This is a genomic window from Rhodoferax sp., assembly GCF_011391645.1.
In the GTDB taxonomy this organism is placed as follows: Bacteria; Pseudomonadota; Gammaproteobacteria; order Burkholderiales; family Burkholderiaceae_C; genus Rhodoferax.
The window spans coordinates 1-11,865 of record NZ_JAABQC010000089.1; the positions used below are offsets into that span (position 1 = coordinate 1).

Below are 11,865 nucleotides of genomic sequence, written 5' to 3' on the forward strand. Positions count from 1 at the left end.
GGCTCGAATCAGAGCCAGGTCGGCATGCGGCATCACCACCAACTCAGCGTCACAGTCACACAACGGCCCGATCTGCGCCAGTTCCAGCACCGTGCCCGCGCCCACCAGCACCTCATCGGGCAGCGCCTGGCGCAGCGCGGCGATGCTGGTGAACGGATCGGGCGAATTGAGCGGAACCTCGATCAGGCGAAAGCCCGCCTCCACCAGGCTGACCCCGATGTCGACGGCCTCCTGCGGCCTGATACCGCGCAGGATTGCAACCAATGGCAACGCCGATTGCGCTGCGGCAAAGCGCTCGGTCAGTTTGACATGGTGAGTCATTCGTCCTCCGGTAAAAATCAATTGGCTGGCAGGAGCACACCCGCAGCCACGGCAAAATTCCACAGACCAAGCGCAGCGGTGTTGCCGAAAACGGCGGCAAGGGGCTGGCCGAGGAAGCGCAATGCTTCAGCATAGCGCGCACACAGCGCCGGCTCGCCAATCATCACCAACGGAACGGCCTCCTGCTCCCGGGCACGCGCCAGACCTGACACCAGCTCGCTGCCAATCAGCAGCCCCGACAGGTAGTCGGCCAGCGCATCGTGCGGTAAACGTCCTGTCAGCCCCAGAGTCCGGGTGGCGAAAAGCTGGTGCGAGACGTCGCCCGCCCGGCTGTGCCGCGCCTCGCTGAGGCCGAGTTCAAAAGCCTCGGGATTCGGCTCGCGCAGGGCGCTTCTGTCCTCGGGCAACAAGCGCCCCAGAATCGAATGCTGGCACAGCACAGCGAACAGTTCGCCGGTCATGTAGGTCGCAAAGCGCAGTATCTTGCCCTCTTGCACCTGCACCCATTTTGAGTGCGTCCCCGGCAGCACCATGCAGCAGCGCGCGGCCCATGGCCGGTTTTCAGACAGGGCGCCGGCGATCTGGATTTCCTCGCCGCGCATCACATCGGGGAGCATCCCGGGTTCGTCGAACAGGACGCCGGGCGCGATGACGATCTCCGGACCGAGTCCGCTTGGCACCCGAACCGGGTGTTGCGCCAGCGCCCGGATGTCTGCAGGGCAGCGCACATACGGCGCCTCACGCCAGCCCTGCGCGCTGCCGACCATGCCACCCGCCACCACCGGCAGCGTCGGCCACTGCCGTACCCAGTCGCCGGCCAATTCGGCAAAAGCCTGCTCAAAACCGGGCACACCGGCTGCGGGCAGGTGCTGGATACCGTGACCCGATTGCCGGGAGTCGACGATCCTGGCGTCCTGCATCAAAAAAGCACGCAAGCTGGAGGTGCCCCAGTCGAGGGCCAGCAGGTGGGCAGAGGTGTCGCTCGTCATGCCGTCGTCAACCCAAGTTCAAGAATCAGCCTCACCATTCGGCCACCGCGCCGTCGGCATGGCGCCAGACCGGGTTGCGCCAGTCGGTGGCGGCTCGGCTGCGTTCCAGCACCAGCTCTTCGTTGATTTCCACCCCCAGCCCCGGTTTGGTCGGCGGCAGCATATAGCCGTCGTGAAACTGAAAGTCCTCCTTGTTGAGCACATAGTCCAGCAGTTCGGCGCCCTGGTTGTAATGGATGCCCATGCTTTGCTCCTGAAAGACGGCATTGCGCGCCACAAAGTCCACATGCAGGCAGGACGCCAGCGCCAGCGGCCCCAGCGGGCAATGCGGCGCAAAGCCGACATCGAAGGCTTCAGCCATCGCGGCGATTTTGTGGCACTCGGTGATGCCGCCGGCGTGCGACAGGTCGGGCTGCACGATCGAAATCCCGCCATTGACCAACACCCGTTTGAAATCAAAGCGCGAAAACATGCGCTCACCGGCGGCAATGGGAATATGCGTCATCGCGGCCAACCGCGGATAGTATTCGGCCTGCTCGGCCAGCACCGGCTCTTCGATGAAGAGCGGCCGGTAGGGCTCAAGCTCCTTGATGAGCACGCGCGCCATCGGCGCGGCAACGCGACCGTGGAAATCGAGCCCGAATTCGATGGCATTGCCGAATTCGGCGCGAATTTCGGCCACCACCGCCACCGCCGCATCGACGGTGCGGCTGTTGTCGATCAAACCCATTTCCTCGCAACCGTTGAGCTTGAAGGTGTCGAAACCGATCGCTTGCAGCTTGCGAATATTGGCGATCACATCGGCCGGTCGGTCACCGCCAACCCAGCTGTACATCTTCATGCGGTCGCGCACCAGGCCGCCGAGCAGCGCATAGACCGGTGCGCCGAGAACCTTCCCCTTGATGTCCCACAAGGCCTGGTCGATGCCGGCAATGGCGCTCATCAGGATTGGGCCGCCACGGTAGAAGCCGCCGCGGTACAGCGTCTGCCAAATGTCGTTGATGCGCGACGGGTCGCGGCCGATCACGTACTCCGACAGTTCATCAACGGCTGCCTGCACCGTCCTGGCCCGACCCTCGATGACCGGCTCGCCCCAACCGCTGACGCCTTCGTCCGTTTCGATCTTCAGGAACATCCAGCGCGGTGCCAGACGGTAAGTGCTCAGCTTCGTGATTTTCATGAATCCATCTCCGTATCAGGCGCGCGCGTTCCGACCTTGCCACCGTCCCTGTCCATGCCTGAGAAAGCACGCTGCGCGGTGCGTTCGATCATTTGGCGCGAGACCGCCTCGGCCGCGTCGGGAAGCTTGCGACGGATGGCCTCGAACAATTCGCGGTGTTCCTGAATGGTCAGTGCCATGTGCGCGGTGTCGCTCACGAAAGTCACATCAAAAATGGCACGCTGCAGCGCGCTGACGGCGTCGCTGAGCTGCTGCATGACGACATTGTGCGAAGCGATGAGAACCGCCCGGTGGAATCGGATGTCGGCTTCATGAAATACGTCGATGCGGCTCGGGTTGGCTGCCATTGCGTTGAAGCTGGCCTCAATCTCCACCAGATCCACGGCGGTCGCGCGCTCCGCTGCCCAGCGCGAGATGATCGGCTCGATCAGGCCCCACACCTCGATCAGCGAGCGGATCAACGACGGATGACTGCCCTTTTCCAGCGTCCATTCCAGCACGTCGACATCCAGGTAATTCCAGCGTTCGGCGGGCATCACAAACAGGCCCCGATTGCGTTGCGCATCGATCAGTCGCTTGGTGGCCAGCACCTTGACGACTTCGCGAATCACATTTCTGGACACTCCGAATTGCTCGCACAGATCGGCTTCCGACGGCAGCGCCACACCCGGTGCGTAATCGCCCTGCGTGATGCGCTTGCCAAACAGCTGAGTCAATCGCTCTGTCTTGTTCACCGCAATGTCTCTGGACTGGTTCCTGATAGGGTTTGAACGGGACCGGAATCATCTGGGATTCGGTTCGTATGACAACCTAAAATAATTGTAGTACAACGCAAATTTTGCGTATAGAATTTATTTCATAGCGCGTTATTGCTGCGCTGATCTTTGCTTTTTCGCTTGTACATCAACGAAACGGACATGAACGTTCCCGACACTGCCGCCATGAACCAAGAGTTCACCACTCTGGTCGTCATCGAGCCCTCGAACCCGCTCGCCTGTCCGATAAGCGCATCGCACATCGCCAACGTCAGGTGGACGCCTGCCAGCCACTGACCCTGCAGCCCAATTGAAATCGGAGTTATCGCACATGGCCAAAGTCACTTTGAAAAACGTCGTCAAACGGTACGGATCCGTCACCGTCGTCAAAGATCTGTCGATCGAAATTCAGGACAAGGAATTTGCCGTGCTGGTGGGGTCTTCGGGCTGCGGCAAGTCGACCGCCTTGCGCATGATTGCTGGCCTGGAAACCATCACCTCGGGCGAAATTTACATCGGCGACACGCTGGTCAACGACATGGCCCCCAAGGATCGAGACATCGCCATGGTGTTCCAGAGCTACGCCCTTTATCCGCACATGAACGTGCGCGAAAACATTGGCTTCGGCCTGAAGATTCGCAATTTCTCCACCGCCGAGGTCGACGCCCGGGTGCAGGAGGCCGCTGACATTCTCGGGCTCAACGAACTGCTTGAACGCAAGCCCAAAGAACTCTCCGGCGGCCAGCGCCAGCGCGTGGCAGTGGGCCGTGCCATCGTGCGCAAGCCCAAGGTGTTCTTGTTCGACGAGCCACTGTCCAACCTGGACGCCAAGCTGCGCGTTGCGATGCGTGCCGAAATCAGCAAACTGCACCGCCGCCTGGGTGCCACCATGATCTATGTCACCCACGATCAAGTCGAGGCCATGACCATGGCCGACCGCATCTTCATCATGAACAAGGGGGTGGTGCAGCAAAGCGGCGTGCCAATGGACGTCTATGCCCAGCCGGTCAACCGCTTTGTCGCCGGCTTCATCGGCTCACCGTCGATGAATTTCTTCGACGCCCGTCTGGTCAACGAGGCCGGTCAGTTCATCATTGATGGCGGCAGTTTCCGCGTCGTCATGCCTGAAGCTTTCCACGCCAAACTGGCGGCGCATGCTGGGCAGGAGGTGGTCTTTGGTGTCCGCCCGGAAGACATTTCGCAACATCAGGCGGGTACCGATGCCGGCCACACGATCAGCGCCAAGGCCGAGGTGGTCGAGCTGCTTGGCTCGGAAATCTTCGCGCACCTGAGCTGCGACCCGCATGCCCTGGTCGCGCGTATGGCGGTGCCGAAGCAGCGCATCGAGGTCGGCGAAACAATCCAGATCGATTTCAAGATGGCCAATACCCATGTGTTCGACAAGAACACGTCAGACGCCATCATTTAGGGTAGGTGGTTCTTTGCTCTTTAACTTGGAGGTTTTTATGAAATACAAATTGTCAACAATCGGGGTGGCACTGTCTTCGCTGTGCTTCTGCGCGGGTGCATTGGCGCAAGCGGGTGAAATCCGCGTGCTGGTGGCCAATCACCCTTACGGTGAATTGCTCAAGCTGTCGATTCCACAGTTCGAAAAAAGCACTGGCATCAAGGTCAACGTCGAAAGCTTGCAGGAAAGCCAGCTGACGCAAAAGCTCACCACCGAATTTGCCACCAAATCTTCCACCGTGGACGTCTTCATGACGCGCCCGTTGCAGGAAGGCAAGATGTTCTCGAAAAACGGCTGGTACGAGCCCCTGACGGGCTACGACTTCAGCGATTACCCGAAAAACATCATGAACGCCGCTTCTTTTGGCGGCAAGGCCTACATTGTTCCGCTGGTCACCGAATGGCAGGTGCTGTACTACCGCAAGGACCTGCTGCAGCAGGCGGGGCTGAAAGTGCCGACCAACTTCGATGAACTTGAGGCAGCGGCCAAGAAACTCAATTCCGAAAGTGTTGCCGGCATCGCCTCGCGTGGCAAGGGTGCGGCAGCCGTCACCCAGGTCTCGAGCTACATCTACAACTACGGCGGCCAATATCTCGACAAAGGCACGGCGGTCTTCAACTCGAAACCGGCGATCGACGCGGTGCGCTACTACGGCAAACTGCTCGGCAACTACGGCCCCAAAGGCGTGACATCGATGTCCTGGGAAAACATCATGCCGCTGTTCCAGGCCGGCAAGGTCGCCATGTGGACCGACGCCTCGGTGTTCTACGGCCAGGTCGTCGACCAGTCCAAGACGCAGATCCCGGTGGCCAATTTCGACATTGCCAACTTCCCGGCCGGACCCAAGACCAATTCCCCCTTCATCGTCTCGTCCTGGGGAATTTCCGTGGCCAACCAGTCCAAGAAAAAGGACCTGGCGATGAAGTTCCTGAACTGGGCGTCCAGCAAGGAAATGGCGATCAAGGGCATGATGGGCAACATCACGATGGCGCGTTCATCGGTCTGGGACGACCAGGTGGTGCGCAGCAAGATGAACCCCGGCCTGATCGAGACCCGCGCCTTCGCGGCCAAGAACGGCACGCCGGTTGACCGTCCGTACATGAGCGCCGTGGGTGAAGCGCGCGACCTCATTGGCGAATTGGTGATCGAGTCGATCAACACCAAGGGCACGTCCACCAAGCTCGACCAGTTGGCCCAGGAAAAGGTCAGTCGCGTCAACGATCTCTTGAAAGAAAGCGGCGAATACGGCAAGTAAACACCTTGCCGTGTGAACTGAACCCGGGACGCTCACTCCTGTGAACGTCCCGGGCTGTGCCGAATCCAGATCGCTCACCAGAACTTTTGCGCAGAGGGCCAGCCATGATCAAATTAGGCTTTACCGAACGGAATCTGCGGATCCTGTTTCCGCTTCCGGCCATCCTTTTCATCGGGATGATGATGGTGTTTCCGATTCTCTACACCCTGTACCTGAGCTTTACCAACTGGAATCTCACCTCGGGGGCCGAGCCGTCTTTTGTCGGCTTCGACAGCTACCTGCGCGTTTTCTCCGAGCCACGCTTTCTGCATGCCGTTGGCCGAACCTTTACTTTCACGCTGTCTGCCGTGGCGATCGAGGTCGTGCTCGGCGTTGCCATCGCACTGATTCTGAACCGCGCTTTTGTCGGCAAGGGCTTCGCCAAGCTGCTGCTCTTGCTGCCGCTGGTGGCCACGCCGGTCGCGGTGGGCATCGTCTTCAATCTTTTTTATGACCCGACCATTGGCCTGCTCAACTTCGTCCTCAACGCGCTCGGGCTGCCGCAGGGTCGCTGGATCTCGAACGAAAACACCGTCATTGCGTCGCTGGTCATGGTTGATGTCTGGCAGTGGACGCCCATGATCACCCTGATCGTGCTCGCCGGCCTGGCCGGTCTGCCGGAGGAGCCGGTCGAGGCGGCGCGCGTGGACGGGGCCAGCGAGTGGCAGATTCTGCGTTATGTCACGATCCCGATGGTCATGCCGGTCATTCTGACGGCGATGATCCTGCGCCTGATCGATGCGCTAAAAACCTTCGATATCATCTTCGCAATGACCGGCGGCGGGCCCGGCTACGCGTCGGAGACGCTCAACATCATGGGCTTCAAGTACAGCTTCGAATACTTCCGCATGGGCCAATCGTCGGTCATTCTGGTGGCGCTGTTTGTGGTCGTGCTGCTCTGCAGCCTGGTCATCATGAAACTGCGCGAATCCAGCGAAACCTGAGGAAGCAGCCATGAAAAACAAGGTTGTTCCCACCATTCTGTTCTACCTGATGGTCCTGGTCATTGCGCTGATCGTGCTGTTTCCTTTTCTGTGGATGCTGACCTCGTCGTTCAAGACACAGGTCGACATCATCTCCTGGCCGCCCAAGCTGTTTTTCGAGCCGACACTACAGAATTACCGCAAGGTCTTCGAGGAACAGGACTTCCTGAAATATTTCCTGAACTCGACCATCGTCGGCGCGGCGGCGGTTGGCCTGTCGCTCCTGCTTGGACTGCCAGCGGCCTACTCGATTTCGCGCTACGCACAGAGAAGGCTTGCCGTATTCATCCTGCTGGCGCGCCTGATGCCCGGCATTTCCTTTCTGATGCCCTGGTACATCGTTTTCTCGCGGCTCGGCCTGATGGACAGCTATGTCGCGCTGATACTCTCGCACATGCTGATCGCGTTGCCGATCGTGGTCTGGATCATGGCGACCTATTTCAGCACGATTCCACGCGAGCTTGAAGAATCGGCCATGGTCGACGGTGCCACGCGACCGATCGCGTTTCTGAAGATCATCCTGCCCCTGTCGGGCCCCGGCATCATCACCGCCACAACGCTGTCATTCATCTTTTCCTGGAACAACTTCATGTTCTCGCAGGTGCTCAGCATGGAGCGGACCAAAACCCTGCCGATTGCGGTCTACAACTTCCTGTCTTATGCCGAAGTCGATTGGGGTGGCGTGATGGCTGCTGCCGTGGCCATCATGGCACCAGCGATCGTGCTGACGATGATTTTCCAGAAATACGTGGTCAAGGGTCTGACCATGGGCGCTGTCAAAGGGTAATTCGCCCCCCGGTTCAGTGAGTCGGCGTGCCGACCAGGCGTCACTCCGCGACCGGCCGGAGGAAAGCGGTGCAGCGTGGCTTCTTGGCCACCTTATCTGTGAGGCAGGGTCGTACAAAACATTGCACCCGCATGCAGTGCAAGAAGTTCCGTCAATTGACCCTTATGGCATGGGTTTGAAAACCGCTGACCGACTTTGAGGCTCCCAGGACTCAAGTAACATTTAGACTTTGAGGGAAAAATTCCATGAACCAACCGTATCCGGTCAACAAAAACATTCTGATCAATGACGCAAAACTGCTGCTTTCTGACGCGCAGGAGCTTCTCCTGCTGATCGCTGACCAGACCAGCGAAAACGTGACGGATCTGCGTTTCCGTCTGGAAGACAAAATTTCGAAATACAAAAAAGACCTGGCCAGACTGCAAGAGGCAACCGTCACCAAAGTAACGGAAGTGGGTCGTGCCACGGATGATTATGTTCACCATGAGCCCTGGAAGGTGATCGGCATCGTGGCCGGCGTTGCCTTCGTCCTGGGCGTGCTGGTTGGCCGTCGCAGTTGATGTGAATCAGCGGCTCCTGCCCGCCTTGTATTTGCCTTTTCCGGCACCGATCACCCCGTCCGCCTGGGCCAGCCGGGCCATGGCTTTGTGGGCATGGGCGTGGGTGATGGCCAGGCCCAGCGCATCAGCCGCATCGGGGCCGGGCAGGCTGGGCAGCTTGAGCAGGCGCTTGACCATTTCCTGAATCTGGCCTTTGCTGGCGCGGCCCCACCCCACCACGGCCTGCTTCATTTGCAGGGCGGTGTATTGCGACACCGGCAAATCTGAAAACACCAGCGCGGTGATGGCGGCGCCCCGCGCCTGCCCCAGCAGCAGGGTGGACTGCGGGTTGACGTTGACAAACACAATCTCGATGGACGAGGCATCGGGCTGGTAACGCGCCACCACTTCCCGGATGCCGTCAAACAGCACCTTGAGCCGCTCTGGCAGCAGGTCTTTGTCAAGGTGGGTGGTGCTGATGGTGCCGCTGGCCACATAGCTCAGTTCGGCGCCGTCCACGTCCACCACGCCAAAACCAGTGGTGCGCAGGCCGGGGTCGATGCCGAGGATTCTCATGGCTTCAATTCGTTGCGGCTACAGGCCAAAATACCAGCGCACCGAGTGAAAAAACACCGGTGCTGCAAAGCACAGCGAGTCGATGCGGTCCAGCATGCCGCCGGCTCCGGTCACGCTTTTGCCCTGGCCGTGCCAGATCGGGATGCCACGGTCGCGCTTGAGTGCTTTCATCACCAGATGCCCGAGCGAGCCCGCCGCACAGGCCAGGAACGACAGGGCAAATGCCTGGCCGGGCACAAAGGGCGTGATGCCTGCCAGCAGGGCACCCAGCAGACTGCCGACGGCCATGCCCCAACTCCAGCTGTGCCAGGTGAAACTCTGGCTGATCTGGGGGGCATCCGGCGGACGCGGTCGGTAGCGTGCCACCAGGTGTTGGGTGACCATGCAGGTTTGCACCACCAGCACCAGAAAAAGCAGCAAAAAAGCATTTTTCTTGTCGTAGTTTGGAAAGTCCAGCAGCATCAGCGCCGGCACATGGCTCATGCCGTAAATTGAGACCATGATGCCCCATTGCAGCTTGGCGTTGCGTTCCAGAAAGCGCACCGGGTCGTTGGCCAAAGCGCTGGCCACCGGCAGCGCCAGAAAAACATAGACCGGGATGAACACGGTGAACAGGTCAAAGTGCTCGGTCCCCACCAGGTAATACTGAAATGGGAGCACACCAAAAAATGCCAGCACCAGGCTGCGGTGGTCGCCCTGGCGCGTGGGCGACAGGGTCAGGAACTCTCGCAAGGCAAAGAACGAGCCGAGCGCAAACAGCAGCAGCCGGGTGATGTCGCTGGCCAGCCAGGCCACCCAGAAAACAAAAATCAGCGTCCAACTGGTGCGCAGCAGGCTGCTCAGGTCGCTGATGCGCTCGCGGTGGGCTTGCTGTTTCTGGCTGTCCTCATGCTCGCGCATCGACAGAAAAAACAGGCTCAAGGACGCCAGCAACAGCAAACCGAACACCAGCACGAACATGGCGCCCACTTGCTGCGCCGGGGTCAGGTTTTTCAGGGCTTGGTACATCGGCGGCCTTCAGATGTCGCGCAGGCCGATGACCGCGCTGCGGGCACGCTGCAAAAAGGCGTGGCAGTCTTCGCCAGCTTGGACCTGCATGGGCGCGCCAAAGGTGACCGAGCACAGCACCGGCACCGGCACCACCTCGCCTTTTGGCATGACGCGCTGCACATTGGCGATCCAGGCCGGGATAAGTTCCACCTGCGGGAACTTGAGCGCCAGGTTGTAGAGCCCGGCCTTGAAGGCTTGCGGCTCATCAAAATGACCGCGCGTGCCCTCGGGGAACAAGATCAGCGAGTCGCCGTCAGCCAGGGCTTCGATCAGCGGCTCCAGCGGATCTTCTGACGCGTTGCGCTCGCGCGAGACATAAATCACGTTGAACACCGCCGTGGTGATCCATTGCCTGAAAGAAGATTTGGTCCAGTATTCCCGTGCCGCCACAGCCCGGGTGTTGCGGCGCAGCTCCTTGGGCAGCGCCGCCCAGATCATCACCAGGTCGGCGTGGCTCTGGTGGTTGGCAAAGTAAATGCGTTGCTCGGCTTTGGGTGGGCAGCCCCACCAGCGCGCCTGGGCGCCGGTGAGCACGCGGATGAGCCCGAGCAAAAACAGGCTGACCACATCGGCTGCCAGGGGCGATAGCCGGGCCATGGCGCGGCTTTGCCAAAGGGGTGTGGCGCGCGGCGCGGGGGTCATGGCAGTTCCGCGCTTTCCAGTCGGCGGGCAATTAGCCCGGCGCGGCCCGCCACATAGTTTGAATTGGGCAGTTTTTCAAAATATTTGGGGCGTGGCAGCATCACCGCCAGCCGCGCGGCTTCATAGGTGCCAAGTTGCGTGGCAGATTTGCGAAAGTAATGCTGCGCCGCCGCCTCGGCGCCAAAAACGCCTTCGCCCCATTCGACGTTGTTGAGGTAAATCTCAAGGATGCGCTCCTTGCTCAACACGGCTTCCAGAAGCAGCGCCAGGACGAACTCCTGTCCCTTGCGCAGAAACGTGCGTTCCCCTGACAAGAACAGGTTTTTTGCCAGCTGCTGGGTGATGGTGGAGCCACCCACGATTTTTGGCGCTTTGGTCGGCTTGGCGGGGGATTTTGCCGCTGGTCTGGCGGCAATTCTGGCCTGCGCCTGGGCAGCCCTTTCCTCCGCCCTGGCGTTTCTTTCCCAGGCTTTTTCCAGCGCGTCCCAGTCGACACCGTCGTGGTTGGCAAAACCGTCGTCTTCGCTGGCGATCACCGCGCGCTTCAGGTTGCTGGAGATTTTGTCGTAGGGCACCCACTGTTGGCGCCAGCGCAGGGTGTCTTTCTGGGTGGCCACGCGCCAGGCTTCGGAGCGCTGAAAGGCGGTGGATTGCGGGTCGATCACCAGCATGGTGACAATGCGCGCCACAAAAAACAACTGCAACAGCAGCATCGTCAACGCCACCAGGCCGAACCATCGCCAAAACGATTTCATGGTCTTATCCCTGAATGATTTTGCGCAATTCAGCCAGCACCTGGCCTGAGGGCGGGCGCACGCCGCGCCAGATCAAAAAGGCCTCGGCGGCTTGCTCCACCAGCATGCCCAGGCCATCGCGCGGCACAGCGCCATGGGTCAGCGCCCAGTCCATGAAGCCTTTCGCGCCGGGGCCGTACATCATGTCGTAAGCCAGGGCACCGGGCTTCAGAACGCGGTCTGCCACGGGCACCGCAGCGCCGTTCAGGCTGGTCGCCGTGGCGTTGATGACCACATCAAAGGCATCGCCCAGGCCGTGCAGGGTGTGCGCTTCAAGTTCGACTTTGTGTTGCGCGGCCAATGCCAAGTGGCGCGCCACCAGCTCGCTGGCGTTGTGTAATGTTCGGTTGGCCACGCTGATGTGGGCCGGGCCGGCGTGCAGCAGCGGCCCCAGCACGCCGGCAGCGGCGCCGCCGGCGCCGATCAGCAGCAGGCGCAAGCCCTTGAGGGACAAGCCCGCGTTGCGTTCGATGTCGTCGACCAGGCC

General features: G+C 60.4%; 13 protein-coding genes and 2 pseudogenes. 6 read left to right on the forward strand and 9 right to left on the reverse strand.

Annotated features, from left to right (window positions below):
- The 4 genes and pseudogenes from GPS82_RS10990 to GPS82_RS11005 all read right to left on the reverse strand — a co-directional run.
- Nucleotides 1-321 (reverse strand): annotated as a pseudogene (locus tag GPS82_RS10990) (2-dehydro-3-deoxy-6-phosphogalactonate aldolase); the annotation flags it as partial.
- Nucleotides 322-338: 17 nt separating this feature from the next.
- Complete coding sequence (locus GPS82_RS10995) at nt 339-1,310, reverse strand: 2-dehydro-3-deoxygalactonokinase (protein WP_296494535.1); 972 nt, start codon at nt 1,308-1,310, stop codon at nt 339-341.
- A gap of 31 nt (nt 1,311-1,341) precedes the next feature.
- Nucleotides 1,342-2,490: a galactonate dehydratase gene (gene dgoD, locus GPS82_RS11000; protein ID WP_296494538.1), complete on the reverse strand. Its 1,149-nt coding sequence runs from the start codon at nt 2,488-2,490 to the stop codon at nt 1,342-1,344.
- Entirely contained in the window at nt 2,487-3,224 is a 738-nt protein-coding gene (locus tag GPS82_RS11005) for a FadR/GntR family transcriptional regulator (RefSeq protein ID WP_296494540.1), read from the reverse strand. Before GPS82_RS11005 ends, dgoD begins: the two co-directional genes overlap by 4 nt.
- Before the next feature lie 183 nt (nt 3,225-3,407).
- Here GPS82_RS11005 and GPS82_RS11010 point away from each other — a divergent pair, with 183 nt between their 5' ends.
- The 6 genes from GPS82_RS11010 to GPS82_RS11035 all read left to right on the forward strand — a co-directional run bounded on the left by GPS82_RS11010 (nt 3,408) and on the right by GPS82_RS11035 (nt 8,337).
- Nucleotides 3,408-3,542 carry a hypothetical protein gene (locus GPS82_RS11010; protein WP_296494543.1) on the forward strand — a complete coding sequence of 45 codons (135 nt, stop codon included), beginning with the start codon at nt 3,408-3,410 and terminating at the stop codon, nt 3,540-3,542.
- 34 nt (nt 3,543-3,576) lie between these two features.
- On the forward strand, nt 3,577-4,674 hold the full coding sequence (gene ugpC, locus GPS82_RS11015) for a sn-glycerol-3-phosphate ABC transporter ATP-binding protein UgpC (RefSeq protein WP_296494545.1): 1,098 nt from the start codon (nt 3,577-3,579) through the stop codon (nt 4,672-4,674).
- A 37-nt stretch (nt 4,675-4,711) separates the two neighbouring features.
- Nucleotides 4,712-5,968 (forward strand): sugar ABC transporter substrate-binding protein, encoded by a 1,257-nt coding sequence (locus GPS82_RS11020; protein WP_296494547.1) that lies wholly within the window; start codon nt 4,712-4,714, stop codon nt 5,966-5,968.
- 104 nt (nt 5,969-6,072) lie between these two features.
- Nucleotides 6,073-6,951 (forward strand): sugar ABC transporter permease, encoded by an 879-nt coding sequence (locus tag GPS82_RS11025; RefSeq protein ID WP_296494548.1) that lies wholly within the window; start codon nt 6,073-6,075, stop codon nt 6,949-6,951.
- A gap of 10 nt (nt 6,952-6,961) precedes the next feature.
- Nucleotides 6,962-7,777, forward strand: a complete 816-nt coding sequence (locus GPS82_RS11030; protein ID WP_296494550.1) for a carbohydrate ABC transporter permease — start codon at nt 6,962-6,964, stop codon at nt 7,775-7,777.
- 245 nt (nt 7,778-8,022) lie between these two features.
- Complete coding sequence (locus GPS82_RS11035; protein WP_296494553.1) at nt 8,023-8,337, forward strand: DUF883 family protein; 315 nt, start codon at nt 8,023-8,025, stop codon at nt 8,335-8,337.
- A gap of 6 nt (nt 8,338-8,343) precedes the next feature.
- On the opposite strand, the gene ruvC is transcribed toward GPS82_RS11035, so the two are convergent.
- From ruvC to aroE, 5 genes and pseudogenes are all read right to left on the reverse strand, one after another.
- Nucleotides 8,344-8,892: a crossover junction endodeoxyribonuclease RuvC gene (ruvC, locus tag GPS82_RS11040; protein ID WP_296494555.1), complete on the reverse strand. Its 549-nt coding sequence runs from the start codon at nt 8,890-8,892 to the stop codon at nt 8,344-8,346.
- A gap of 18 nt (nt 8,893-8,910) precedes the next feature.
- Entirely contained in the window at nt 8,911-9,900 is a 990-nt protein-coding gene (locus GPS82_RS11045) for a phosphatidate cytidylyltransferase (protein ID WP_296494557.1), read from the reverse strand.
- 9 nt (nt 9,901-9,909) lie between these two features.
- Entirely contained in the window at nt 9,910-10,539 is a 630-nt protein-coding gene (locus GPS82_RS11050) for a lysophospholipid acyltransferase family protein (RefSeq protein WP_296494562.1), read from the reverse strand.
- Nucleotides 10,540-10,580: 41 nt separating this feature from the next.
- The gene (locus GPS82_RS11055) at nt 10,581-11,339 is read right to left on the reverse strand and encodes a transglycosylase domain-containing protein (protein WP_296494559.1); all 759 of its coding nucleotides are present in this window, start codon (nt 11,337-11,339) and stop codon (nt 10,581-10,583) included.
- 4 nt (nt 11,340-11,343) lie between these two features.
- A pseudogene (gene aroE, locus GPS82_RS11060) lies at nt 11,344-11,865 on the reverse strand (shikimate dehydrogenase); the annotation flags it as partial.